This window comes from Enterobacter sp. FUJ80071, assembly GCF_038739915.1.
In the GTDB taxonomy this organism is placed as follows: domain Bacteria; phylum Pseudomonadota; class Gammaproteobacteria; order Enterobacterales; family Enterobacteriaceae; genus Enterobacter; species Enterobacter kobei.
Map to the genome: position 1 here is coordinate 2610793 of NZ_JBBXKH010000001.1, position 24777 is coordinate 2635569.

General features: G+C 53.3%; 25 protein-coding genes. 9 read left to right on the forward strand and 16 right to left on the reverse strand.

All coding sequences use genetic code 11. The features are described 5' to 3' along the window. Positions 1-12 precede the first annotated feature (12 nt). Together AAER43_RS12735 and pdeR are read left to right on the forward strand one after the other, a co-directional pair. Positions 13-1947: an exoribonuclease II gene (locus AAER43_RS12735; protein ID WP_023337374.1), complete on the forward strand. Its 1935-nt coding sequence runs from the start codon at positions 13-15 to the stop codon at positions 1945-1947. 323 nt (positions 1948-2270) lie between these two features. Further along, positions 2271-4262, forward strand: coding sequence for a cyclic di-GMP phosphodiesterase (gene pdeR / locus AAER43_RS12740; protein ID WP_014884078.1), 1992 nt, complete (start codon positions 2271-2273; stop codon positions 4260-4262). On the opposite strand, the gene AAER43_RS12745 is transcribed toward pdeR, so the two are convergent. Next, positions 4259-5128: a crotonase/enoyl-CoA hydratase family protein gene (locus tag AAER43_RS12745; RefSeq protein ID WP_014884079.1), complete on the reverse strand. Its 870-nt coding sequence runs from the start codon at positions 5126-5128 to the stop codon at positions 4259-4261. The two genes, pdeR and AAER43_RS12745, sit on opposite strands and share 4 nt — an antisense overlap. Before the next feature lie 193 nt (positions 5129-5321). Between AAER43_RS12745 and AAER43_RS12750 the strand changes: the two genes are divergently transcribed. The 3 genes from AAER43_RS12750 to osmB all read left to right on the forward strand — a co-directional run bounded on the left by AAER43_RS12750 (position 5322) and on the right by osmB (position 6782). Continuing rightward, a complete protein-coding gene (locus tag AAER43_RS12750; protein ID WP_014884080.1) occupies positions 5322-5504 on the forward strand; it encodes a hypothetical protein in 183 nt (60 codons plus the stop codon). A 43-nt stretch (positions 5505-5547) separates the two neighbouring features. Beyond that, on the forward strand, positions 5548-6300 hold the full coding sequence (locus AAER43_RS12755) for a DNA-binding transcriptional regulator YciT (RefSeq protein ID WP_014884081.1): 753 nt from the start codon (positions 5548-5550) through the stop codon (positions 6298-6300). Positions 6301-6563: 263 nt separating this feature from the next. Then, positions 6564-6782: an osmotically-inducible lipoprotein OsmB gene (osmB, locus tag AAER43_RS12760; RefSeq protein ID WP_008501216.1), complete on the forward strand. Its 219-nt coding sequence runs from the start codon at positions 6564-6566 to the stop codon at positions 6780-6782. 104 nt (positions 6783-6886) lie between these two features. On the opposite strand, the gene yciH is transcribed toward osmB, so the two are convergent. The 5 genes from yciH to pgpB all read right to left on the reverse strand — a co-directional run bounded on the left by yciH (position 6887) and on the right by pgpB (position 10536). Beyond that, entirely contained in the window at positions 6887-7213 is a 327-nt protein-coding gene (yciH, locus tag AAER43_RS12765) for a stress response translation initiation inhibitor YciH (protein WP_023337376.1), read from the reverse strand. Further along, a complete protein-coding gene (gene pyrF / locus AAER43_RS12770) occupies positions 7213-7950 on the reverse strand; it encodes an orotidine-5'-phosphate decarboxylase (RefSeq protein ID WP_023338383.1) in 738 nt (245 codons plus the stop codon). Before pyrF ends, yciH begins: the two co-directional genes overlap by 1 nt. 185 nt (positions 7951-8135) lie before the next feature. Next, positions 8136-9305, reverse strand: a complete 1170-nt coding sequence (gene lapB / locus AAER43_RS12775) for a lipopolysaccharide assembly protein LapB (RefSeq protein WP_023330547.1) — start codon at positions 9303-9305, stop codon at positions 8136-8138. A gap of 6 nt (positions 9306-9311) precedes the next feature. Beyond that, positions 9312-9620: a LapA family protein gene (locus AAER43_RS12780; protein WP_014884085.1), complete on the reverse strand. Its 309-nt coding sequence runs from the start codon at positions 9618-9620 to the stop codon at positions 9312-9314. 148 nt (positions 9621-9768) lie between these two features. After that, entirely contained in the window at positions 9769-10536 is a 768-nt protein-coding gene (gene pgpB, locus AAER43_RS12785; protein WP_023330548.1) for a phosphatidylglycerophosphatase B, read from the reverse strand. 197 nt (positions 10537-10733) lie between these two features. Between pgpB and ribA the strand changes: the two genes are divergently transcribed. Then, the gene (ribA, locus tag AAER43_RS12790; RefSeq protein WP_008501210.1) at positions 10734-11324 is read left to right on the forward strand and encodes a GTP cyclohydrolase II; all 591 of its coding nucleotides are present in this window, start codon (positions 10734-10736) and stop codon (positions 11322-11324) included. 36 nt (positions 11325-11360) lie between these two features. On the opposite strand, the gene acnA is transcribed toward ribA, so the two are convergent. From acnA to topA, 6 genes are all read right to left on the reverse strand, one after another. Further along, positions 11361-14036, reverse strand: a complete 2676-nt coding sequence (gene acnA, locus AAER43_RS12795) for an aconitate hydratase AcnA (protein ID WP_023338386.1) — start codon at positions 14034-14036, stop codon at positions 11361-11363. A gap of 163 nt (positions 14037-14199) precedes the next feature. Then, a complete protein-coding gene (gene ymiC / locus AAER43_RS12800; protein WP_014884088.1) occupies positions 14200-14298 on the reverse strand; it encodes a small membrane protein YmiC in 99 nt (32 codons plus the stop codon). Between the two features lie 138 nt (positions 14299-14436). Then, entirely contained in the window at positions 14437-14607 is a 171-nt protein-coding gene (locus AAER43_RS12805) for a hypothetical protein (protein ID WP_032629003.1), read from the reverse strand. A 2-nt stretch (positions 14608-14609) separates the two neighbouring features. Next, positions 14610-14750: a YmiA family putative membrane protein gene (locus AAER43_RS12810; RefSeq protein ID WP_213391151.1), complete on the reverse strand. Its 141-nt coding sequence runs from the start codon at positions 14748-14750 to the stop codon at positions 14610-14612. Positions 14751-15088: 338 nt separating this feature from the next. Beyond that, positions 15089-16063 (reverse strand): HTH-type transcriptional regulator CysB, encoded by a 975-nt coding sequence (cysB, locus tag AAER43_RS12815; RefSeq protein ID WP_006175683.1) that lies wholly within the window; start codon positions 16061-16063, stop codon positions 15089-15091. A gap of 187 nt (positions 16064-16250) precedes the next feature. Beyond that, on the reverse strand, positions 16251-18848 hold the full coding sequence (gene topA, locus AAER43_RS12820; protein WP_050862660.1) for a type I DNA topoisomerase: 2598 nt from the start codon (positions 18846-18848) through the stop codon (positions 16251-16253). Positions 18849-19247: 399 nt separating this feature from the next. Here topA and AAER43_RS12825 point away from each other — a divergent pair, with 399 nt between their 5' ends. Further along, a complete protein-coding gene (locus tag AAER43_RS12825; protein WP_003856804.1) occupies positions 19248-19499 on the forward strand; it encodes a YciN family protein in 252 nt (83 codons plus the stop codon). Between the two features lie 34 nt (positions 19500-19533). On the opposite strand, the gene sohB is transcribed toward AAER43_RS12825, so the two are convergent. Further along, positions 19534-20580, reverse strand: coding sequence for a protease SohB (sohB, locus tag AAER43_RS12830; protein WP_014884092.1), 1047 nt, complete (start codon positions 20578-20580; stop codon positions 19534-19536). A gap of 251 nt (positions 20581-20831) precedes the next feature. Between sohB and AAER43_RS12835 the strand changes: the two genes are divergently transcribed. Together AAER43_RS12835 and cobO are read left to right on the forward strand one after the other, a co-directional pair. Beyond that, positions 20832-21593, forward strand: a complete 762-nt coding sequence (locus tag AAER43_RS12835; RefSeq protein WP_014884093.1) for a YciK family oxidoreductase — start codon at positions 20832-20834, stop codon at positions 21591-21593. Further along, positions 21590-22180, forward strand: a complete 591-nt coding sequence (gene cobO, locus AAER43_RS12840) for a cob(I)yrinic acid a,c-diamide adenosyltransferase (protein ID WP_023337380.1) — start codon at positions 21590-21592, stop codon at positions 22178-22180. Before AAER43_RS12835 ends, cobO begins: the two co-directional genes overlap by 4 nt. A gap of 35 nt (positions 22181-22215) precedes the next feature. On the opposite strand, the gene rluB is transcribed toward cobO, so the two are convergent. From rluB to rnm, 3 genes are all read right to left on the reverse strand, one after another. Next, positions 22216-23094 (reverse strand): 23S rRNA pseudouridine(2605) synthase RluB, encoded by an 879-nt coding sequence (gene rluB, locus AAER43_RS12845; RefSeq protein ID WP_014884095.1) that lies wholly within the window; start codon positions 23092-23094, stop codon positions 22216-22218. A 96-nt stretch (positions 23095-23190) separates the two neighbouring features. Further along, the gene (locus AAER43_RS12850; protein WP_003856793.1) at positions 23191-23811 is read right to left on the reverse strand and encodes an L-threonylcarbamoyladenylate synthase; all 621 of its coding nucleotides are present in this window, start codon (positions 23809-23811) and stop codon (positions 23191-23193) included. Then, a complete protein-coding gene (gene rnm / locus AAER43_RS12855) occupies positions 23808-24689 on the reverse strand; it encodes an RNase AM (protein WP_032629004.1) in 882 nt (293 codons plus the stop codon). Before rnm ends, AAER43_RS12850 begins: the two co-directional genes overlap by 4 nt. Positions 24690-24777: the final 88 nt, after the last annotated feature.

The window sequence follows — 24777 nt, forward strand, 5'->3', positions numbered from 1 at the left end:
AAATAGAACATTATGTTTCAGGACAACCCGCTGCTAGCGCAGCTTAAACAGCAACTGCATTCCCAGACGCCGCGTGCAGAAGGGGTCGTGAAAGCCACGGAAAAGGGCTTTGGCTTCCTTGAAGTTGACGCGCAGAAAAGCTACTTCATTCCGCCACCGCAGATGAAGAAAGTGATGCATGGCGATCGCGTCATGGCCGTCATTCATACAGAGAAGGAACGTGAATCCGCTGAGCCGGAAGAACTGATTGAACCGTTCCTGACCCGCTTTGTCGGTAAGGTTCAGCGAAAAGACGATCGTCTTTCTATCGTGCCGGATCATCCCCTGTTGAAAGATGCCATTCCCTGCCGGGCCGCCCGCGGCGTTGAGCATGATTTTAAAGAAGGTGACTGGGCCGTAGCAGAAATGCGCCGTCATCCTCTGAAAGGCGACCGTGGTTTCTATGCAGAGCTGACGCAGTTCATCACCTTTGGCGATGACCATTTCGTCCCGTGGTGGGTCACGCTGGCGCGCCATAATCTTGAAAAAGAAGCGCCGAACGGCGTGGCGACTGAAATGCAGGACGAAGGTTTGACGCGCCGCGATCTCACTGCGCTGGAATTTGTCACCATCGACAGCGCCAGCACAGAAGATATGGACGATGCGCTCTACGCTGAAGAGAGCGCCGATGGCAAACTGCATCTGACCGTCGCCATTGCCGATCCTACCGCCTGGATTGCACAAGGCAGTAAACTGGACGAAACGGCCAAAATCCGTGCGTTTACCAACTACCTGCCAGGCTTTAACATCCCGATGCTGCCGCGCGAACTGTCAGACGATCTCTGCTCGCTGCGCCCAAATGAAGTGCGCCCGGCTCTCGCCTGCCGCATGACCATCGCCGCGGATGGGACGATTGAAGACGATATCGAATTCTTTGCCGCCACCATCGAATCCAAAGCCAAGCTGGCCTATGACAATGTCTCTGACTGGCTGGAAAACACCGGCAGCTGGAAACCTGAATCTGATGCCATTGCGGCGCAGATTCGTCTGCTGCACCGTATTTGCCTGAAGCGTGGCGAATGGCGTACAACCCACGCCCTGGTGTTCAAAGATCGTCCGGACTACCGTTTTGTTCTCGGTGAGAAAGGCGAAGTGCTGGATATCGTGGCCGAGCCGCGACGCATTGCTAACCGCATCGTCGAAGAAGCGATGATTTCCGCCAACATTTGCGCCGCACGCGTGCTGCGCGACAAGCTGGGCTTTGGAATTTACAACGTTCACACCGGATTCGATCCGGCCAATACCGAAGCGCTGGCGGCCCTGCTGAAGAATCACGATGTGCATGTTGATCCGGAAGAAGTCCTGACGCTGCCAGGATTCTGCAAGCTTCGCCGCGAGCTGGACGCACAGCCATCCGGTTTCCTTGATAGCCGTATTCGCCGCTTCCAGTCCTTCGCTGAAATCAGCACCGAACCAGGCCCGCACTTCGGCCTCGGTCTGGAAGCTTACGCCACCTGGACATCCCCAATTCGTAAATATGGCGACATGGTTAACCACCGTCTGCTGAAAGCGATTATCAAAGGCGAAACGATTGCACGCCCTCAGGACGACACGACCGTGCAGATGGCAGAACGTCGCCGTCTGAACCGCATGGCGGAACGTGACGTTGGAGACTGGCTGTACGCGCGTTTCCTGCAGGATAAAGCCGGAACCGACACCCGCTTCGCTGCGGAGATTATTGATATCAGCCGCGGCGGGATGCGTGTCCGTCTGGTGGATAACGGTGCTGTCGCCTTTATCCCTGCCCCATTCCTGCATGCCGTTCGTGACGAACTGGTCTGTAGCCAGGAAAGTGGCACCGTGCAGATTAAAGGTGAAACAGTTTACAAAGTCACTGAGGTGATTGACGTAACTATCGCTGAAGTCCGCATGGAAACCCGCAGTATTATCGCGCGACCAGCTGTCTGATAACCCGCTAAATTGTCGGCCATTTCCGTTCGGGAAGGCCGACAATTTTTCTTTTTAACCCGCCCCACAAATTCATCATTTTTTCTGACTATTTTCCGATTCCCCCCGCCCAAAATGGCCATAATTATCTACAGTAAAAGAGTGCCGTCATATTCGGTCACCTGAATAGCTGGATGCTCAGTATTCTTTTTTGGCAGACTCGTTTTATTATAAGAAAGCAGGGAAAAACAATACGTTCACTTCGGTTTTACCGCTGTTTCACAACGGAAAAGTCGACTGCAAATGAATAATTTGTGCGCTAATGAGTAGCAGCGGGAGAAATCATGATCGACGATCTTGAGCAGAATTTGCTGTTTCGTTACATGGGTACTCACAGTCCGTGGTGGCGATTGTCGGCAGACAGCAACGCTCTGCACCTTGCCGCCAGCGAAAATGCCGATGCGACTCAGGTGGTGACGCTGGACGATGAACAAGCCACGTTGATCCGCCAGTTAACGGTAATTACCTCCAGCATTTCAATGAACCTCTCCCTGTATGGCGAAGAGGTTCCCGTGCATCTTGTCGGCCGCAAAATCACCCGAAACGAGTGGGCCGGCACGGCATCGGCCTGGAACGATACCCCCTCCGTAGCACGCGATCTCGCTCAAGGACTCTCCTTCGCGGAACAGGTGGTTTCGGAAGCGAATTCCGTCATTGTAATTCTCGATCAGCACGGCAATATTCAGCGTTTTAATCGCCTGAGCGAAGAGTATACCGGTCTGAAAGAGCAGGAAGTGATCGGTCAGAACGTGTTCAAATTGTTTATGAGTCGCAGCGAGGCGGCAGCCTCGAAGCGAAATATCACCGGTTTCTTCCGTAACGGCAGCTCCTACGAAGTCGAACGCTGGATCAAGACGCGGAAAGGACAACGCTTGTTTCTGTTCAGAAACAAATTCGTTCACAGCGGCAGCGGTAAAAACGAAATATTTCTTATTTGCTCCGGCACCGACATTACCGAGGAACGTCGGGCGCAGGAGCGCCTGCGCGTGCTGGCCAATACCGATACCATCACCGGTTTACCCAACCGCAATGCCATCCACGAACAGATCTCAGACGCCATCAACCATCGGGGCGAAACGCAGGTTGGCGTGGTGTATCTTGACCTGGATAACTTCAAAAAGGTCAACGATGCCTACGGGCATATGTTTGGCGATCAGCTCTTACAGGCGGTTGCACTCGCCATTCTGAGTTGCCTTGACGAGGGGCAGGTTCTGGCCCGGCTCGGCGGCGATGAGTTTATCGTGATGGCCACGAATACGTCTCAGGGCTCGCTGGAAGCTATGGCGTCGCGCATTCTGACCCGCCTGCGCCAGCCGTTCAGAATCGGGCTGATTGAGATATATACCGGCTGTTCTTTGGGGATCGCCCTCGCGCCGCAGCACGGGAACGATCGGGAAAGTGTGATTCGCAATGCCGATACGGCCATGTACACCGCCAAGGAAAATGGCAGGGGTAAGTTCTGCGTCTTCTCCCCTGAAATGAACCAGCGCGTATTTGAGTATCTTTGGCTGGACACCAATCTGCGTAAAGCGCTGGATAACGATCAGCTTCTGATTCACTACCAGCCTAAAATGACCTGGCGCGGTGAGGTCAGAAGTCTTGAGGCGCTGGTCCGCTGGCAGTCGCCGGAGCGCGGCTTGATCCCACCGCTGGAATTTATCTCTTATGCCGAAGAGTCCGGTTTGATTGTGCCGCTGGGGCGCTGGGTGATGCTCGACGTGGTTCGTCAGGTGGCGAAATGGCGTGACAAGGGGATTAACCTGCGCGTGGCCGTGAACGTCTCTGCACGTCAGCTTGCCGACCAGACGATTTTCAGCGATTTAAAGCAGGCGCTTAAGGATCTGCATTTTGAGTACTGCCCTATCGACGTCGAGTTAACAGAGAGCTGTCTCATCGAAAACGAAGAGCTGGCGCTTTCGGTGATCCAGCAATTCAGCCGACTCGGGGCACAAATACATCTGGATGACTTTGGTACGGGCTACTCTTCCCTTTCCCAGCTGGCGCGTTTTCCTATTGACGCCATTAAACTCGATCAATCTTTTGTCAGAGATATTCATAAGCAGTCCATCTCTCAGTCTCTGGTACGCGCCATTGTCGCAGTGGCACAGGCCCTGAATCTTCAGGTGATCGCCGAGGGGGTGGAGAATGCAAAAGAAGACGCCTTTCTGACTAAGAATGGCGTCAACGAACGGCAGGGTTTCCTTTTTGCTAAGCCGATGCCCGCTGCCGCATTCGAGCGATGGCTAAAACGCTATCAGGCGCGACAACAGCGCTAGCTGGCCTTGCGTAAGCCCGCCGCATGATGGCGGTTTTGCAGCATCACCAGACGCTCCATGTAGGCGATATCTTTCGGCTCAAGGCAGAATGCGGCATCGACCCAGTCTTCGGTAATATCCATCAGCTCACTGCGTGGCAACTGCAGAACGCGCGTACGAGCACGCAGCATGGCTCTTACGCCGTTCAGTTTTGGCCGCAATGTGTCGATGAAGGTCCTGACCGAGACGTAGCTTTGCCCGGGTTCATACAGCACATCCACCAGCCCGTGCTGCTCGTACCATTCTGCCGTATGGGATTCCCCTTTGTAGATGAGCTCCTCCGCCAGCTTCATGCCTGAACGTCGTGCGACCAGAGAATACCCCCCCATCCCCGGGAACAGATTAAAGGCAATTTCCGGGAAACCTAACCGGGCATCACGCTGAGCCAGGACAAAATGGTGCGCCAGCGCTGCCTCAAATCCGCCGCCTAATGCGCTGCCTTCGACCATTGCCAGCGTGATGGCCCCCGTATCAAACCCTCTTGACGCCGCATGGACGCAATCAACACAGGCGCGGGCATACGCCCGTAACGCTTCACGCCGCCCGTTCTGAATGCACTCGACGAAGAACTGCAAGTCCCCTCCCACGTTGTACATTTCAGGAACAAGCGAGCCGGTAACCCAAAAATCGACCGCAAAACCCGACTGACGGACCAGCCAGGAAAGGTTCATGATCTCCTCAATTAAGGCATGGTTGAAGCAAGGACGCGGCTGAGCCCGCAGCATCATCCAGACGGTGCGTCGTTCCGCCTCGTAATACCCTGAGAGCTGCGTGAAACGTTCAGTATCGGTAAACAGTGTACAGGTAGGCTGATTGATAACTGTCATAGTCCAATTCCTCATATAAAAAAGCGCCTTGCGCGCAGTTTTAGACTAATCCACCGATTAAGCCTGCTATATGAGGGGGAATAAATTTATCACTTTCATTTATGTAATTTCGTTATTGCATTTTTTCCCTTCTCTTTTGACCCCATTTTCTGCATCATTGAAATTATTCACTTTTCGCTCCCGGGGAGAGATTATGTCTACTATTGATCCACAAGCTGTAGCACAACGTATTGATACCGTGCTGGATATTCTGGTAGCGGGTGATTATCACTCTGCGATCCGCAATCTCGAGATCCTGAAGTCTGAACTTCTTGCTCAGAATGGCGCTGACAACGCCCCCGAAAACAAACAGCCAAAAGCGCCGTGGGAAGTGTAATCCCACCGTTTCCGACCTCGTTTCGCTTTATTAAATGGATGCTATGAATTCCCGACAACAACTCATTTTGCAGATGGTCATCGATCAGGGGCGTGTAAGCGTGGTCGATCTCGCTAAAACCACCGGCGTCTCCGAAGTCACCATTCGTCAGGATCTTAATCTGCTGGAAAAACAGAGTTACCTGCGCCGTGCGCATGGTTATGCCGTGCCGCTGGACAGCGACGACGTTGAGACGCGCATGATGAATAACTACGCGCTTAAACGTGAACTGGCAGAGTTTGCCGCATCACTGGTAAATCCTGGCGAGACGGTCTTTATTGAAAACGGCAGCAGCAACGCCCTTCTGGCACGGACGCTCGCGGAACAAAAAGACGTGACTATCATCACTGTCAGCAGCTATATCGCCCATTTACTCAAAGAGACGCGCTGTGAGGTCATTTTGCTGGGTGGCATTTACCAAAAGAAAAGTGAAAGCATGGTGGGCCCGCTGACCCGGCAATATGTTCAGCAGGTGCATTTCAGTAAGGCCTTTATCGGCATTGACGGCTGGCAGCCGGAAACAGGTTTCACCGGCCGGGATATGATGCGCACTGACGTGGTGAATGCCGTACTGGAAAAAGAGTGTGAAGCCATTGTGCTCACTGACAGTTCCAAATTTGGCGCCGTCCATCCTTACACAATGGGTCCCGTCTCACGCTTCAGTCGCGTCATTACCGACGAACGGTTAAGTGACGAGCATCGTAATAAGCTGGAAGAAGACGGTCTGATTGTCGATATTATTAAAACGTCCGCCTGAGTCCATTTCGCGCCCGTCATTCGGGCGCCTGCATATCCCTTCGTCTGAGACGATTCCTAACTCCCCTTTAAGAGTTTTTACCTGTTTAACCCGCATTAAAGTCGTAAAATTAATGTTAGCGATATAACAGGAAGTGACTATCACTTGCGTGATTACGTAACGCCTGCGCGACCAGCTTTCACGGAAAAAAGAATTAGGTATTCGTTTTGTCTATACTTAACGTGTACCTCTTTCCGTGAATCGATAATTCAGGAGAAAGTATTATGACCTTAACCAGCAAAAAATTAGCCGCCGCTGTTCTGGCAATCACTGTAGCAATGTCCCTGAGCGCATGCTCTAACTGGTCTAAACGTGACCGTAACACCGCCATTGGTGCCGGTGCAGGTGCACTCGGTGGTGCAGTCTTAACAGATGGTAGCACGCTGGGTACATTGGGTGGCGCTGCTGTCGGTGGTATTATCGGTCACCAGGTTGGCAAATAATTATTCTATAAGCCTTCCCGACATCGCGATTTAGCGTCGCATTTCAGGTCTGACTTACGCACGTATATATCACGAGCCACGGCATTTGCCGTGGCTCATTTATTTTAACCGCCTGCCAGTTTGACTTTCATGCCTTTTGCTTCAAGCAGCGATTTAATTAAATCGCGTTTATCACCCTGAATTTCGATAATGCCGTCTTTCACGGCCCCACCGCAGCCACATTTCTTTTTCAACTCAGCCGCCAGTTTTGTTAGCTCAGCATCATCCTGGTCAATTCCTGAGATAAGGCAAACCCCTTTCCCTTTTCGTCCACTGGTTTGACGCTGGATACGCACAATACCGTCGCCCTTCGGACGTTCCACTTTGGTTTTCGGCTCATCTATGCGCCCGCCCTCCGTTGAGTAGACCAGACGACTGTTGGAATCGGTCATTACGCCCCCTTTTTCAATGATGCGTTGATTGCCTTGAGCGTCTCTGCCGGGTTAGCAGACTGCGTTACTGGCCGCCCGATAACCATATAATCCACACCAGCAGCCAGCGCCTGCTCAGGCGTCATAATACGGCGCTGATCGCCCACGTCGCTGCCAGCCGGACGAATACCCGGCGTGACCAGTTTAAAATCTTTGCCCAGTTCTGATTTGAAGCGGACCGCTTCCTGTGCGGAGCAGACGACGCCATCCAGCCCGCAGTTCTGCGTCAGACGCGCAAGACGCTCGGCATGTTCGGCAGGTGACAATGTCACGCCAAGATCGCGTAAATCACTTTCGTCCATACTGGTCAATACGGTCACCGCAATCAGCAATGGCGCATCTTTCCCGAACGGCTGGAGGGCTTCACGGGCGGCAGTCATCATTCTCGCCCCGCCCGACGCATGGACGTTGACCATCCATACACCCAGCTCTGCGGCGGCGGCAACGGCGTGCGCCGTGGTATTCGGGATGTCATGGAACTTGAGATCGAGGAAGACATCGAAACCACGCTGCTGCAGATCGCGGACGATTTGCGGTCCAAACAGCGTGAACATCTCTTTACCAACTTTCAGGCGGCAATCGCGAGGATCGATACCGTCGACAAAGGCCAGTGCAGCGTCACGCTTATTGTAATCAAGCGCAACAACAACAGGAGAATCCGTAATAACGCGGGAAGTGGAGGAAGTAACAGACGTCATGACCAGCCCTTTTCGTCTATGGGCGCGCAGCGGCGCGGAACAGATAAACGGCCAGCATTCTACCTGCCGCCGCCGCAAATTGACAGAATCCATTTGCGCCCCTGCCAGGCTGGCACACCGCACGGTGTTAAGGAAGGGGTAAAAATCAACAGTATGTTGTAACTAAAATGAGGTGTTTTAAAAAATTACTGTCCGTCAAGACCACGGATTGGCTTGATGGTGGACCAGGCCCGGCAGGAAGGACAATGCCAGTAAAGCGTATACGCGGTAAAACCACACTTCTGGCAACGGTAGCGCGGTTTACTCCGCACCTGCTCGCCGACCATGTCGCGCAGCACCATCAGGCTCTCTTTGGCTCGCCCTTCTTCTGCGTCGTTCAGGTGGTAATCCATCAGCTTATGGAATACCCGCATCGTCGGATGACGCTGTAGCTGACGGGTAATATACACCTGTGCGGTGTCGGTCCCTTCGTACTGCTCAACCACGTCTGAGAGCATCAGCTCTGCGGTTGCGCCGGTATTCTCTTCCACGCAACGGCGCAGGAATGCTACCCACTCTTCCTGCTTACCCAGCTGTTGATAGCAGGTTTGCAGCATCTCCAGCGTTTCACTGACCAGCTCTTTGTCCTGGTCAATCACCCGAAGCAGGCTTTCAACGGCTTTGGCGTAATCGCCACTCGCCATAAAAACGCGTCCCATCATGATAGAGATACGCGCGCTATTGCGATCTGCTGCTGCACCTTTCTTCAGCAACGCCATGGCTTTGTCCATGTCGTCGTTGCCCATCTGCTGAAGGGCAAGTTCACAGTAGAAATGGGCTATCTCAACACGCTGCTTATCTTTACCCAGCTTCACCAGCCGCTCGGCAGTATCAATGGCTTTTTGCCATTCGCTGGTGGCCTGATAAATTTGCAGTAATTGCTGCAACGCACCGATACGGAAATCCGTTTCATCAATCAGCTGCGAGAACATATCTTCAGCGCGGTCGTACAGCCCGGCAGCCATGTAATCGCGCCCCAGCTGCTGGACCGCGAGGAGACGTTGTTCGTAGGTCAGCGAGGCGCTTTCCATAAGGGTCTGGTGGATACGGATGGCACGGTCAACCTCGCCACGCGAGCGGAACAGGTTACCGAGCGTGAGATGGGCTTCGACGGTCCCCGTATCCTCTTTCAGCATATCGAGGAACAGGTCTACCGCTTTGTCCTGCTGATTGCTCAGGAGGAAGTTCACCCCCGCAACGTAGTCGCGAGAGAGACGGTTAGCCTCATCCTGCTTTGTTTGTTGCGCACTTCTGCGGCCCATATACCAGCCATAGGCAGCGGCTACAGGCAAAAGCAGAAACAACAACTCCAGCATCGTCGATTATTCCTTCACGACCGGCACACCAGAGCTTTCCGGAATGTCGGACGCAGGCGCAATGTTATGCTCAAGACGTTTAATTTTACGTTCAGCGCGTGCAAGAGAAACACGGACTTTCAGCCAGAACAGACCGCAAACCAGCCAGCCAATGGCAAAGCCTGCGGCAAACAAGACCGCAAGCAGACTTGATACGCGATACTCGCCCTGCGCCAGCAGATAGTTAAACGTCACCTGTTGATCGTTTTGTGCACCCAATGTGACTGAAATGACAAAAATCGCCAATACCAGTAAGAAAATGAGTAAATATTTCACATTACTTCCCGTTATGTGGTTCAAGCGAATAAAGTGTGTTCAACTTACCGCAATCAGCCTTATAAACTACCATTTTAGCGACGGGCGCGAAACGGAAAAAGTGACGCACACGTCATGGATTTATGGGCGAAATGCGCAATATCAACCGTCAGGCGTCGCTTTGCTCCCTTTCGGCGATTTCTTCTTTCTCTTCAGGCGGTGGCGTAAGCGGGCCACAGAGTCGTTCTGCAAGCCAGGTTGCCAGCGTCACCAGCAGCCATGAGATCAGCGTAGCGACCACCAGGTCCCGTGGCCAGTGCATCCCCAGCAGCAAGCGGCTGCCCATCACTCCCGTTGCCCAGATCAGTAATATCCCGATGGTAACCGTTCGACGTCGTGGCCAAAGCAGCCCAACAGCCAACAGCGCCCAGCTGGCCGCAAACATCGTGTGGCCGGAAGGAAACGCGAAGCCCGTCTCTTTTTGCCAATGTTTACGCAAGAACTTCGGAATATCCTGCTGTTCCGTAAGCTGTTCTTTCACCAGCGCACCGCGATCTTTACGCTTTAAATTGTAGAACTCATCTACCGGAATATGGTGTGTTTTTTCCAGCCAGACGACAAACGGTCGTGGCTCCTGAACATGGTCTTTCACCCAGGACTTAACGCCCTGACCAATAACAATCGCGCCACCCAGGATAGCAAAGAGCATCAGCGCCGCGCGCAGACGAAAACGCAGGCACCACAGGAACCAGCCACAGAGAATGATATGGGTGATAATTCCCCACGGTTGCGTGACCGTCTCCGTTACCCAGTACAACGTTTTCAGCCACGTGGCATTCTGCCCGGGCTGCCACATCCAGCCGGAGACCCATACGGTCAAAGGCATAATCAGTAAAATGGCCGCGCCTGCTGCCGTACGTCTGGCGATTGAAAGCATGTCTTCTCCTTTTACGCTAAGCCTCACAATCATAACTGAAATTCATCCGATGGGTGGAGATGTCGGATCGTGCGTTTAACGTTCATATAGCATGGTGCCCATTAGGCGAACCTGCTGAGCTTGTGGCAAAATGAACAGATACAGAAAGTAAAACAGGCGCAAGACACGAAACGTGTCAGCCTACTCTGGAGAATCACATGCAGCTTAAACGTGTGGCAGAAGCCAAACTGCCAACCCCATGGGGCGATTTCCTGATGGTGGGGTTTGAAGAACTGGCAACCGGACAGGATCATGTTGCGCTGGTCTACGGCGATATTTCAGGGCAGACGCCGGTGCTGTCCCGCGTCCATTCGGAGTGTCTGACCGGCGATGCGTTGTTCAGCCTGCGCTGTGATTGCGGTTTCCAGCTGGAAGCTGCCCTTTCTCATATTGCCGAAGAAGGCCGCGGTGTGTTGCTCTATCACCGTCAGGAAGGTCGTAATATTGGCCTGCTGAATAAAATCCGCGCATACGCGCTGCAGGACCAGGGCTACGATACAGTAGAAGCCAACCATCAACTCGGTTTTGCCGCCGATGAACGTGACTTCACCCTGTGTGCGGACATGTTCAAGCTGCTGGGCGTCGACGAGGTTCGTCTGCTGACGAACAACCCGAAAAAAGTGGAAATCCTCACCGAAGCGGGAATCAACATTGTCGAACGTGTGCCGCTGATTGTTGGCCGCAACCCGAAAAATGCCCACTATCTTGATACTAAAGCCGCCAAGATGGGCCATCTGCTGAAAGAGTGAAAGTAAAAAGCCCGGCATAAGCGCCGGGCTTTTTTATCAATCGAGCATCTTACGAATCACATAGTGTAAAATGCCGTCGTTCTGGTAGTAGGTCAATTCGGTTGCCGTATCAATACGGCACCGGCAGTCCAGTACCTCCGTCTTCCCGTCAGCTCGCGTCAGCTTCACCGGCACCGTTTTACCCGGCTGCAGGTTTTGCAGACCACTAATATCAATCTGCTCTTCTCCGGTCAGCCCCAGCGTTTTACGGGTTACGCCCTGCGGGAACTCAAGCGGCAGGATCCCCATGCCGATGAGGTTCGAGCGGTGAATACGTTCAAACGACTCGGCGATCACCACACGAACGCCCAGCAGCCGCGGCCCTTTCGCCGCCCAGTCACGGCTGGAACCGGAACCGTACTCTTTCCCGGCAATCACCGCCAGCGGCGTACCTTCCTGTTGATATTTCACGGCTGCATCGTAAATCGACACGACGTCCGTCCCCGGCAGATGGCGCGTCATCCCCCCTTCCACCCCCGGAACCATTTCATTACGAATGCGAATGTTGGCAAACGTGCCCCGCATCATGACTTCATGGTTACCGCGGCGCGAACCGTAGGAGTTAAAATCGCGGCGCTCCACTCCCCGGCTTTGCAAATAACGGCCCGCCGGGCTGTCGGCTTTGATACTCCCCGCCGGAGAGATATGGTCAGTGGTGACAGAATCTCCCAGCATGGCCAGGATGCGCGCCCCATGAATATCTTTAAGCGGCGCAGGCTCGGCGAGCATCTCATCAAAGAACGGAGACAGACGAATATAGGTCGAGTCATCCTGCCAGTCATAGGTGTCCGACCCCACGACATTGATGGTTTTCCATTCCGGCGTGCCTTCGAAGACCTCCGCATACTCTTTGCGGAACATCTCTGTAGAGACCTTTTCAACGGCCATCGCAATTTCACGCGAGGACGGCCAGATATCTTTCAGGTAGACGGGATCGTTCTTGCGGTCGTGACCAATCGGATCTGTCACCAGGTTAATGTTCATGTTCCCGGCCAGCGCATAGGCCACCACCAGGGGCGGCGAAGCAAGCCAGTTGGTTTTCACCAGTGGATGAATACGCCCTTCAAAGTTACGGTTGCCGGAAAGAACGGCGCCTACCGTCAAATCGCCCTGCTTGATCGCCGTTTCAATGGGCTCAGGCAGCGGACCGGAGTTACCAATGCAGGTCGTACAGCCATACCCCACGAGGTTAAAACCCAGCTCATCAAGATAAGGCGTCAGCTTAGCCTGCGCCAGGTAATCCGAAACCACTTTGGAGCCCGGCGCCAGCGAGGCTTTGACCCATGGTTGAGGTTTCAGACCCAGTTCAACCGCTTTTTTCGCCAGCAGACCGGCCGCCATTAAAACACTGGGGTTTGAGGTGTTGGTACAGGATGTGATGGCGGCAATCACAACCGCCCCGTCCGGAAGTTGATATTGATGGCCGTTCAACACATAGTCGATGGGACGATGGTCTTTCTTCGCCACGTTGACTTCCAGCTCATTGCTGGCCGCAAAGGCTTTCGGCACGTCTGTCAACGCGACGCGATCCTGCGGACGTTTTGGCCCGGCGAGGCTTGCCTCAACGCTGCCCATATCAAGCTCAAGCGTACTGGTAAATACAGGTTCATCGCCCGGATTGCGCCACATACCCTGCGCTTTGGTATAGGCCTCTACCAGCGCCACCTGCTCTTCGCTGCGTCCGCTCAGACGCATGTACTCCAGCGTGACGTCATCAATTGGGAAAAAGCCACAGGTTGCGCCATATTCTGGCGCCATGTTGGCAATGGTCGCGCGGTCAGCCAGGGGCAGCGAATCCAGCCCGTCCCCGTAGAACTCAACAAATTTGCCCACCACCCCATGCTTACGCAGCATCTGGGTAACGGTGAGTACCAAATCGGTCGCGGTAATGCCTTCTGAAAGTTTTCCTGTCAGCTTAAAGCCCACGACATCCGGAATCAGCATGGAGACCGGCTGACCGAGCATGGCGGCTTCCGCTTCGATTCCGCCGACACCCCAGCCCAGCACGCCGAGGCCGTTAATCATGGTGGTGTGGGAATCTGTACCCACCAGCGTATCCGGATAAGCCACCCACTCTTTGTCCTGTAATTCGCTCCAGACGGCTTTACCGAGATACTCAAGGTTAACCTGGTGGCAAATACCGGTGCCTGGTGGAACCACGCTAAAGCGGCTGAATGCCTGCTGGCCCCACTTCAGGAAAACATAACGTTCGTGGTTACGCTCCATCTCCAGACGGACGTTCTCGCCAAAGGCATCGTCATCACCGAAATGGTCAACGGTCACGGAGTGGTCAATCACGAGGTCAACGGGGGAAAGCGGGTTCACTTTGGCCGTATCGCCGCCGAGGCGTTTAACCGCCTCGCGCATCGCGGCGAGATCCACCACGGCAGGTACACCGGTAAAGTCCTGCATCAGGACCCTTGCCGGGCGGTAGGCGATTTCTCTGTCGGCATGGGCATGCTTCAGCCACCCCGCCAGCGCCTGGATATCATCGAGCGTGACGGAATCACCGTCCTGCCAGCGCAAGAGGTTTTCCATCAGAACTTTCAAGGACTTGGGTAAACGCGAAATGTCCCCAAGCGTTCTGGCAGCCAGCGGCAGGCTATAGTAATGCCAGGTTTTATTTTCTGCCTGTAATGTGTCCTTACTGGCTTCGCGTAGGGTTAACGACATAAGCTCCTCCTTAATTACAGAGATGTCCTGACAATCATCAGGGCCGTAATTAAAGATAACACAAAGATGTCGTAACGTTTTGATAACAACCCGAATTGATAAATTTAGGAATGGTCCAGAGGACGTCAAAACAAAAAACCCCGCCGCAGCGAGGTTTTATCATTTAGCGGATGGCCAGCCAGATGAGCTGACTCCAGAACAGGATCGACAGGGTAAACACGCCAATCCATGACCAGTATTTGTGAGACGTCATGTTATTCATCATAGGGACACCAGGCATTATTTATTAAACATTCCGAGGCAGGTCCTCAGTGCGATATTGCTGATGTGTATTTATTAAAGAGTACAAAGGTGCATAGTCGTTATTCAGACCCAATGCATCATTACGCAAAAAACTAAATTATTGTTTTTTGGGTTCGTCTTCCGCGAACACATCAATAAAGGCTTGCTGCTGCGGCGTCAGTTTCCAGGATGCAGGCACAACTGTCGCAGGAGCCTTACGTCCTTTGTGGACAGTGTCATGACGCTGACACATCTGTTTTACCGTTTCTGTACGTACCGTCACTGCCATATTCAACCCCAATATTTCCAGGCCAGGAGAGCAACCATCAGCCAGAACAGGGCGGAGACGAGAAAGACCGCCAGCCAGGCTTTACGCTTGAGCGCAGGATCCCTTTGCGGTTCTTCACTTCCTGAAGGCATTGCTAACCTCATACAATCGATATCGCTTATCATTTAGGACCAAACAATTGGTACAATTAATCATCTGTTGAGATAAATCCTAAAGAAACTTTAGCCGAAAAGCCAGTGAATTTACGCATCCGGAGGTATGAAATATTCATTCTTTTGACCACAAATAAATATTTGAAAAGAAAAATTTGCGTAGCCGTTAATTAGTTTCTATTTTTGTCGTCAATTCACGACATTAAAACCATACAAAATAAAAGGATAATGACAATATATGGCAGGGAGAGCGCAGATGATGATAATTCTAATTTAGCTTTAAGGCGGTATTTCGGTATCTTTCCGTTAGGGAAAGATACCGGGTGTGATTATTTTGCGGGGAGTTTGATGTCTTTAAACATCTCTTCAATATCTTCATTTGAGCGTAATGCAACGGCGGTATCCACCACGTCACGCGTTAAATGCGGGGCAAAGCGCTGAATAAAATCATACATATAGCTACGCAGGAAGGTACTGCGACGGAAGCCAATTTTTGTGGTGCTGTGGCTAAAAATATCGTGTGCATCAAGACGTACCAGATCAGGGTCTGACACCGGGTCGACCGCCATGCTGGCAATAACGCCCACGCCCAAACCAAGCCGTACGTAAGTCTTGATGACGTCGGCATCGGTAGCGGTAAAGACAATGCGTGGAGTTAACCCGGCACGGTTAAAGGCGGTATCAAGCTCGGAACGTCCGGTAAAGCCAAACGTATAGGTGACTAACGGATATTGCGCCAGCTCTTCAATCGTCACCGACCCTTTCCCCGCCAGCGGGTGATCGGGAGTCACTACGATCGATCGGTTCCAGTGATAGCACGGAAGCATTACCAGATCGTCATACAGGTGGAGCGCTTCCGTCGCGATGGCAAAATCGGCATTCCCTTTCGACACCGCTTCAGCGATTTGCGTCGGTGACCCCTGATGCATATGCAAAGAGACGCGCGGATAACGCTCGATAAAGCCCTTAATGACGCCAGGTAACGCATAGCGCGCCTGGGTGTGTGTGGTGGCAATATACAGCGAGCCTTTATCTGGCCAGGTATGTTCTCCTGCAACAGATTTAATCGCATCGACTTTGGAGAGGACTTCACGCGCAATGCGAATAATTTCCTGCCCCGCTGGCGTCACCTGCGTAAGGTGCTTACCGCTACGGGCGAAAATCTGAATACCTAATTCATCCTCCAGCATGCGAACCTGCTTGCTGATGCCCGGTTGCGAGGTATATAGCCCCTCGGCAGTAGAAGAGACATTAAGGTTGTGATTCACCACCTCAACGATATAACGAAGCTGCTGTAATTTCATGCCAGACCATCCGATTTAGCGCACGCGGTCAATCGCTTAAGACGATTTGATAATAAGAAATGGGTTAACTATAACCACTATATCATTTATAGCCTGACTGTATAGTACGGAACAAAAAATAATAATAAGGTAATAAAAAAGGGCCGGAAGTCCGGCCCTTTCACAGGTAAGTGACGGTCAGGCAAGCTTATTTCTTGCCTTCAACCCATTTGCCATCGACAAAGAAGGCGGACCAGCCGGTCGCTTTGCCCTCTTTCTCTGCCGCCACGTACTGCTGCTTCGTTTTACGGCTAAAGCGAACCACCGTCTTATTGCCTTCAGGATCCTGCTGTGGCGCATCGGCCAGGTAACGCAGTTTTTCTGGCAGACGGTCACGGAAGCGGTGCAGTTCTTCAACCAGCGGCGCACGTGTTTCACGCGATTTCGGGAAGGTGTTGGCCGCCAGGAAGACACCCGCAGCACCATCACGCAGCACGAAGTACGCGTCGGATTTTTCACACGGCAGCTCTGGCAACGGAACCGGATCTTCCTTCGGCGGAGCCACTTCACCGTTACGCAGAATTTTGCGCGTGTTTTTACACTCGTCGTTGGTGCACGCCATGTACTTCCCGAAACGCCCCATTTTCAGGTGCATTTCAGAGCCACACTTCTCGCACTCCACAATCGGGCCGTCATAGCCTTTAATGCGGAATTCACCTTCCTCAATCTCATACCCGTCACACGTTGGGTTATTACCGCAGACGTGCAGCTTACGTTTAGGATCGATCAGGTAGCTGTCCATCGCCGTGCCGCATTTTTTGCAGCGGCGTTTAGCACGCAGAGCGTTGGTTTCCGCATCCTCACCTTCCAGCACGTTGAGAACTTCGTTCTCCGGCACCAGGTTGATGGTGGTTTTGCAGCGCTCTTTTGGCGACAGCGCATAGCCGGAACAGCCAAGGAAGACGCCCGTGGTTGCCGTACGAATACCCATCTTGCGGCCGCAGGTTGGGCAGTCGATGCTGGTCAGAACCATCTGGTTAGGCAGCATGCCGCCCTCTTCAGGATCTTTCTCCGCTTTTTCAAGCTGGTTGGTAAAGTCGCTGAAGAAGCTGTCGAGAACCTTCTTCCACTCCGCCTTATGGCTGGCAACCTCGTCGAGGCTGTCTTCCATTTGCGCGGTGAAATCGTAGTTCATCAACTCGCGGAAATTAGCTTCCAGACGGTCGGTGACGATCTCACCCATTTTTTCCGCATAGAAACGACGGTTTTCAACTCGAACGTAGCCGCGATCCTGGATCGTCGAGATGATTGACGCGTAGGTCGATGGACGACCAATACCGCGTTTTTCCAGCTCTTTCACCAGCGACGCTTCACTAAAGCGCGCAGGCGGCTTGGTGAAGTGCTGAGCAGGAACGAGATCAACCAGAGAGAGCTCATCTCCCTTGTTCACCGCTGGCAGCGTACGGTCTTCATCACCTTTACGCAGCGCAGGCATGACTTTTGTCCAGCCGTCGAAACGCAGGATACGACCGCGCGCTTTGAGACGGAAGTCGCCCGCACCGACGGTCAGCGTCGTGGAGTCATACTTCGCAGGCGTCATCTGACAGGCGACAAACTGACGCCAGATCAGCTGATACAGCTTCTGGGCATCGGCTTCCATATCTTTCAGCGACTCGGCTAACACAGAGACATCAGAAGGACGAATCGCTTCGTGCGCTTCCTGAGAGTTCTCTTTGCTGGCGAATTGATTGGCGCTTTCCGGCAGGTATTTTTTACCGAAGTTATCACTGATATAACCGCGTACCATGTTTACCGCATCCTGGCTCAGATTCGTTGAGTCAGTACGCATGTAGGTGATGTAACCCGCTTCATACAAGCGCTGGGCCATCATCATGGTTTTCTTCACGCCATAGCCAAGGCGCGTACTCGCCGCCTGTTGCAGGGTAGACGTGATAAACGGCGCGCCAGGTTTACTGCTGGTCGGTTTATCTTCACGTTCCAGCACCAGATAGCGTGCTTTTTCCAGCAACGCGACGGCAGCCATGGTCTGGTCACGGTTTTCAGGACGGAAAGGCTTATCGTTCTGATGGCTCACCTGCAGTGGCAGAGCGTCACCGCCCGGCGTGGTCACATTGGCGTCAATTTCCCAGAATTCTTCCGGCACGAAGGCTTTAATTTCGCGTTCACGCTCAACGACAAGACGCACGGCGACGGATTGCACACGTCCTGCGGACAGGCCACGGGCAATCTTTTTCCACAGCAGTGGAGAGACCATATAGCCTACAACGCGGTCCATAAAGCGACGCGCCTGCTGGGCGTTGACACGGTCGATGTTCAGCTCGCCAGGCTTCTCAAACGCCTGACGAATCGCATTTTTTGTAATTTCGTTAAACACTACGCGACTGTAGCGTTTGTCATCACCCCCGATCACTTCCCGCAGGTGCCATGCAATGGCTTCCCCTTCGCGGTCAAGGTCGGTTGCGAGATAAATGTGGTCTGCTTTTTCAGCCAGCTGCTTCAGCTCGTTAACGACTTTCTCTTTTCCGGGCAGCACTTCGTATTGTGCATCCCAGTTGTGCCATGGGTTAACACCCATGCGGTTGACAAGCGCGCTACGTTCATCCTTTTTAGGCTTTTTAGCCCCTTTGGTGGAGGTAGAGTCTGCGCTCTTTTTGCTGGCTGAGCCACTGGTCGGCAAATCGCGGATATGACCCACGCTGGACTTAACCACGTAGTCATTACCCAGATACTTATTGATCGTTTTGGCTTTTGCCGGGGACTCAACGATGACGAGAGCTTTACCCATATTCACCTTTACCTAATTTAATTCTTCCAGGAATACGCCGCACGTTGATTTCCCTTCCGCTGACGACGAGCCAATGATATTGCGGCTGCGTCAGGAGATATCAACCCCTTTGTCCTACCGGGTGTCTGAGGAAAGACGCCCAGGTGATTGAGTTATCGGGTATTTTTCTCACACCTCGTATAATTCGTGACGAGTTCCCGGTCGAATGTCAAGCAATTCTGTTGCCAGAATGACGAAAGCGCACACTCTACCTGATAAAATTCGTTACGCAACTTTATTAGCATGCAAAAGCAAATCCCGCCAACCTGCCCCCTGTATCTTATCCCCTCACAAAACAGGGAAAATTTGCCCCCAAAGCGGCCCCGGCGTAGACTATTGTCACTGTTTAAGGAGTGGATTATGCAGAATACGACCCAACCTATTGACCGAGCCTCTCTGCTTATCGAAGCAAATAAGCTTATCCGTGACCATGAAGATACCCTGGCGGGCATTGAAGCCACCGGTGTAGAGCAGCGTAATGGCGTGCTGGTTTTCAGCGGCGAATACTTCCTTGACGAACAGGGATTACCCACCCCAAAAAGCACCGCTGTGTTTAATATGTTTAAATACCTGGCGCATACGCTTTCTGAAAAATATCACCTGGTCGATTAATGCAAAACGCGAGGCATATGCCTCGCGTTTTTGCTTACAGCAGCGGTTTTTGTCCGCGCTGTAGCCAGCGAAGCAGCAGGCGATCTGCGCTTTCCGCTGCACTGTTGGTAAAGCGGTCCATCAGGCGCTTACGCTGGGTGAACCGCACGCCTATCAGCTCCCTTCCGTCCATCAGGTTGAGCAGCAGATCGTCGCTGGTCCCCACTTCATCTACCAGCCCTTTTTCCTGCGCCTGAATACCGTACCAGTGTTCGCCTGTCGCGACCTGCTCAATATCCAGCGTTGGGCGCATACGGTGTACGAAATCTTTAAACAGGTGGTGCGTTTCGTTGAGATCCTCACGGAATTTTTGGCGCCCTTCTTCCGTATTTTCCCCCAGCAGCGTCAGGGTACGTTTGTACTGACCCGCCGTGTGCAGTTCGATATCAATCTCTTTATTCTTCAGAAAACGGTTAAAGTTTGGGATCTGTGCGACCACGCCGATAGAGCCAATGATGGAGAACGGTGCCGCAACAATTTTGTCCGCCACGCAGGCCATCATATAGCCACCACTTGCCGCGACTTTATCTACCGCCACGGTAAGCGGGATCTGCTTTTCTCGCAGACGCTGTAGCTGAGAAGCGGCCAGTCCGTAGCCGTGCACAACGCCGCCTGGGCTTTCAAGACGCACCACCACTTGATCCTGCGGAGTGGCCACGGCCAGAACGGCAGTCACCTCTTCCCGTAGCGAAGCGACTTCATGCGCATCCATACTGCCTTTAAAATCCAGTACATAGACGCGAGGCTTCGCGTCAGACTGTGGCGTTGCAAGCTTAGCTTTCGCCTTTGCGGCTTTGGCTTCCTGCTTGTGCTTTTTCTTCTGGGCCTTCAGCCATGCCTTCTGTTGATGGCTATCAAGCAGTGAGAGGGACATGTCTTCCTGCATCTCTTTGTACTGCTCGCTCAGACGGGTAATGCGTAACTCCCCACGCTGGCGTTTGCGCTGCGTGAGATTGACAATCAGAACGGCAACGACCGCAATGGCAATCACCACCGTCGCGATTTTAGCCAAAAACAACCCATATTGAGAAAGTAATTCCACGCGTTCCACCTTGATTTAACCACGAATCTTTCACGGCAGTGTACAACAGCCCTGCCTTTGCGTCTCGCCCGTGACATTACCTGTGCGAGCCATCTTCAGGAATCCCCGCCCGGCGGTTTAAATATTTGCAAATTGTTAATTTTACAGTAATACGTCCTGTAGACTGATTGAATTCTCACGCTAATTCGGGCATAAAGCCGAAAAGTCATTATGAAGGCGCCATTGAGTCACCGTGCGCCTGAGGAGTCACCGTGCACTATCAACCGCAAAAAAACCTGCTGCAGAACCGGATCATTCTTGTCACCGGTGCCAGCGCGGGTATTGGTCGCGAAGCGGCCCTGACGTATGCTGAATATGGCGCGAGCGTTATTCTGATCGGTCGCAACGAAGAAAAACTCAAAGGTGTCGCTCAGGAAATTGAAGCGGCAGGTGGCATACCGGCCCCCTGGTATACTCTTGATTTACTGACCTGTACGCCAGCGGTATGTCAGGAATTAGCCCAACGTATCAGCACCCATTATCCACGTCTGGACGGTGTGCTGCATAACGCCGGGTTGTTAGGCGAAGTTCGTCCAATGGATGAGCAGGATCCTGATATCTGGCAGCAGGTCATGCAGGTTAACGTCAACGGCACCTTTTTCCTCACCCAGGCCTTGCTTCCTTTATTACTCAAATCCGAGTCAGGCTCTCTGGTCTTTACCTCTTCCAGCGTAGGCCGTGAGGGGCGCGCAAACTGGGGGGCATATGCTGTCTCTAAATTTGCGACCGAAGGTATGATGCAGGTGCTGGCGGAGGAATATCAGAGCCGCCATCTGCGCGTAAACTGCATTAATCCGGGCGGAACACGCACCAAAATGCGCGCCAGCGCGTTCCCGACAGAAGATCCGCAGAAGCTGAAAACCCCGGCCGATATTATGCCACTCTATCTCTGGCTAATGGGCGACGACAGCCGTCGCAAAACCGGAATGACTTTTGATGCCCAACCGGGCCGTAAACCGGGGATTTCGCAATGAGTGAAGAACGTCACCAGCAGCGCCAGCAGCGTCTGAAAGAACAGGTTGATGCGCGCATTGCGTCAGCCCAGGACGAGCGAGGGATCGTCATCGTATTTACCGGCAACGGCAAAGGCAAAACCACCGCCGCGTTCGGCACCGCCACCCGCGCCGTCGGACACGGGCAAAAAGTGGGCGTAATCCAGTTTATCAAAGGCGAATGGCCCAATGGGGAGCGCAATTTGCTGGAACCTCACGGCGTTGAGTTTCAGGTGATGGCAACCGGTTTTACGTGGGACACGCAGAACCGTGAAACCGACACCGCAGCCTGCCTTGCTGTCTGGGAGCACGCCAAAAGAATGCTGGCCGATCCGACGCTCAATATGGTGCTACTGGACGAGATCACCTATATGGTCGCCTACGACTACCTGCCGCTGAATGCCGTGCTGGATGCACTGAAAAACCGCCCTGCACATCAGACGGTAATCGTCACGGGTCGTGGGTGTCATCGGGATATACTGGAACTGGCAGATACCGTCAGCGAGCTGCGTCCGGTCAAGCATGCATTTGATGCAGGTATCAAAGCGCAGCCTGGGATTGATTACTAAAGAAAAAAGCCCGGTGCGTTCACCGGGCTTTTAGATTAACCGTTGTTATTCCGGCTGCCAGAGCGACGGTTGCTGCTGTTCACCTGGCTATGGCGTTTCACCGCACGACGGATCTGGTTCGCCTTCATACGACGACGATCTTTCTCCACCGCCACTTTTGAGGTGGTTTCCGGCGTTAGCCCCACCAGCTCGCGCAGGTAGTTGGTCTGGGTCAGATCCAGTTCGGTATAGCCGCCACGCGGCAGACCTTTTGGCAGCAGAATGTCGCCGTAACGAACGCGAATCAGGCGGCTAACCTGAACCCCTACCGCTTCCCACAGACGACGCACCTCGCGGTTACGCCCCTCTGTCAGGGTGACGTTGTACCACTGGTTAATCCCTTCACCACCGGTAAATTTGATGGTTTTAAACGCTGCAGGACCGTCTTCCAGCTGAACGCCACGCGACAGGTCGCGCAGTTTATTTTCATCAACCTGGCCGAAGACACGCACGGCATATTCACGTTCCACTTCACGGCTTGGGTGCATCAGACGGTTTGCCAGCTCACCGTCGGTGGTAAACAGCAGCAGGCCGCAGGTGTTAACGTCCAGACGACCCACGGCAATCCAGCGCGCACCTCGCAGTTTAGGCAGACGGTCAAACACCGTCGGGCGACCTTCCGGGTCGTTGCGGGTACACAGCTCGCCTTCCGGCTTATAGTAAGCCAGCACGCGGCAAATCTGTTCAGCAGACTCTTTCACGGAGATAAGATGACCGTCGATGCGGATCTTAAGCCCCGGTACGATTTCTACGCGGTCACCCAGCGTGGCGATTTTACCGTCCACACTCACGCGGCCCGCTTCAATAATGGCTTCGATTTCACGGCGCGAACCGTGGCCGGCGCGCGCCAGCACTTTCTGTAACTTCTCGCTCATTGAGCTTCCTCAGGTGTCGCCTTCACAGGCGTCGAATCAGGTCAAAAGAGGGCCTGGCCCTGCTTTGATGGCCGCGTAGTATATCTGCTTACACCTCTACAAGAAAGGCTTAACATCGCCCACGCCTTCACGAATCACTTCTGGCGCATCTTCGGTTAAGTCGACCACGGTGGTCGGTTGCTGACCAAGATAGCCGCCGTGAATAATCAGCTCAACCACCTTCTCCAGACGATCTTTGATCTCTTCCGGGTCGGACTCGGTAAACTCACTTCCCGGCAGCATCAGCGAAGTCGAGAGCATCGGTTCGCCGAGGGTTTCCAGCAGTGCCTGCGCAATCGGGTTGGACGGCACGCGCATCCCGATGGTTTTCCGTTTTTCCTGCAACAGGCGGCGCGGAACCTCTTTCGTCCCTTTCAGGATGAAGGTGTAGTTACCCGGCGTGTTGTTTTTAATCAGGCGAAACGCCACGTTATCAACATACGCATAGGTCGACAGCTCAGAGAGATCGCGACACATCAGCGTAAAGTTATGGCCGTCCGGAAGCTGGCGAATACGGCAGATACGCTCCATCGCCCCTTTGTCTTCAATTTTGCAGCCCAGCGCGTAGCCAGAATCGGTCGGGTAAACAATCACGCCGCCTTTGCGGACGATCTCCACGGCCTGATTGATCAGACGTGGCTGCGGGTTATCCGGATGAATATAGAAAAACTGACTCATACTTCCCTCTCTTCAATTTGCTGCGGCTGTTCCCAGAGCTGCCAGACCGGCTCAACGCCTGCCGGTAACCAAAGCTTGCGCCCCAGTTCAATCCACGCGCAGGGCTGATGGAAATCAGAGCCCTGCGACCCTGACAGGCCGAACTGGCGAGCATAAGTCGCAAGCTGCGCACGCTCATTGGGTGCCTGCTGACACTGGGCGACTTCCATCGCCTCGCCACCGCATTCAGCAAAGTGTGCCAGCAGTCTTTTCAGCCATTTAGCAGAAAGATTATACCGCCCCGGATGGGCCAGCACGGCCTTACCGCCAGAATGATGAATCACATCAATAGCTTGTTTTATTGTACACCACTGTGGCGGAACGTATCCGGTTTTCCCGCGCGCCAGATACTTTTTAAAAACATCCGCCATGGTCGTTGCCTTGCCCGCTTCAACCAGAAAACGGGCGAAATGACCGCGCGTGACTGCCCCACCGTTCGCGAGCGCTTGTGCCCCTTCCAGCGCGCCCGGAATATGCGCCTTTTCCAGACGCTCGCCGATCATCTCCGCTCGCTGGTTGCGGCGCGTTTTTTGTTCTTGCAAAAACGTTACAAGTGCCGGATGTTCTATATCGATGTTCAGACCAACGATATGAATTTCATGGTTTTCCCAGACGGTTGAGATCTCGACCCCGGTGACCAGATTCAGCGCCAGCCCGCTGCGGGCAATCTCAGCGCGCGCTGCCGGAATGGCATCAGTGGTATCGTGATCGGTTATCGCCAGCGTGCCGACGCGCATCTCAACCGCGCGATGAACCAGGGCTTCGGGTGTCAGCAGACCATCAGAAGCCTGCGTATGGCTGTGTAAATCATAAATAATGGCGTAGGTGGTATCGCTCAAAGCACTTCCCATAACAGGTTGGAGACATCCGAAACCGCCATGATACCGACTTAACGCGAAATTCTGAAATCAAGGGTTGACAACTCGC

Bases quoted from the DNA above. Each gene is read 5' to 3' on its own strand.
- pyrF (WP_023338383.1), bottom strand. From the start codon at position 7,950: ATGACGTCTGTTACTTCCTCCACTTCCCGCGTTATTACGGATTCTCCT.
- AAER43_RS12745 (WP_014884079.1), bottom strand. From the start codon at position 5,128: ATGACAGTTATCAATCAGCCTACCTGTACACTGTTTACCGATACTGAA.
- pgpB (WP_023330548.1), bottom strand. From the start codon at position 10,536: ATGCTTTCAATCGCCAGACGTACGGCAGCAGGCGCGGCCATTTTACTG.
- acnA (WP_023338386.1), bottom strand. From the start codon at position 14,036: ATGTCGTTAACCCTACGCGAAGCCAGTAAGGACACATTACAGGCAGAA.
- cobO (WP_023337380.1), top strand. From the start codon at position 21,590: ATGAGTGAAGAACGTCACCAGCAGCGCCAGCAGCGTCTGAAAGAACAG.
- pdeR (WP_014884078.1), top strand. From the start codon at position 2,271: ATGATCGACGATCTTGAGCAGAATTTGCTGTTTCGTTACATGGGTACT.
- AAER43_RS12750 (WP_014884080.1), top strand. From the start codon at position 5,322: ATGTCTACTATTGATCCACAAGCTGTAGCACAACGTATTGATACCGTG.
- yciH (WP_023337376.1), bottom strand. From the start codon at position 7,213: ATGACCGATTCCAACAGTCGTCTGGTCTACTCAACGGAGGGCGGGCGC.
- cysB (WP_006175683.1), bottom strand. From the start codon at position 16,063: ATGAAATTACAGCAGCTTCGTTATATCGTTGAGGTGGTGAATCACAAC.
- lapB (WP_023330547.1), bottom strand. From the start codon at position 9,305: ATGCTGGAGTTGTTGTTTCTGCTTTTGCCTGTAGCCGCTGCCTATGGC.
- rluB (WP_014884095.1), bottom strand. From the start codon at position 23,094: ATGAGCGAGAAGTTACAGAAAGTGCTGGCGCGCGCCGGCCACGGTTCG.
- AAER43_RS12805 (WP_032629003.1), bottom strand. From the start codon at position 14,607: ATGGCAGTGACGGTACGTACAGAAACGGTAAAACAGATGTGTCAGCGT.
- AAER43_RS12735 (WP_023337374.1), top strand. From the start codon at position 13: ATGTTTCAGGACAACCCGCTGCTAGCGCAGCTTAAACAGCAACTGCAT.
- AAER43_RS12755 (WP_014884081.1), top strand. From the start codon at position 5,548: ATGAATTCCCGACAACAACTCATTTTGCAGATGGTCATCGATCAGGGG.
- topA (WP_050862660.1), bottom strand. From the start codon at position 18,848: ATGGGTAAAGCTCTCGTCATCGTTGAGTCCCCGGCAAAAGCCAAAACG.
- osmB (WP_008501216.1), top strand. From the start codon at position 6,564: ATGACCTTAACCAGCAAAAAATTAGCCGCCGCTGTTCTGGCAATCACT.
- AAER43_RS12850 (WP_003856793.1), bottom strand. From the start codon at position 23,811: ATGAGTCAGTTTTTCTATATTCATCCGGATAACCCGCAGCCACGTCTG.
- ribA (WP_008501210.1), top strand. From the start codon at position 10,734: ATGCAGCTTAAACGTGTGGCAGAAGCCAAACTGCCAACCCCATGGGGC.
- AAER43_RS12825 (WP_003856804.1), top strand. From the start codon at position 19,248: ATGCAGAATACGACCCAACCTATTGACCGAGCCTCTCTGCTTATCGAA.
- AAER43_RS12810 (WP_213391151.1), bottom strand. From the start codon at position 14,750: ATGAGGTTAGCAATGCCTTCAGGAAGTGAAGAACCGCAAAGGGATCCT.
- ymiC (WP_014884088.1), bottom strand. From the start codon at position 14,298: ATGAATAACATGACGTCTCACAAATACTGGTCATGGATTGGCGTGTTT.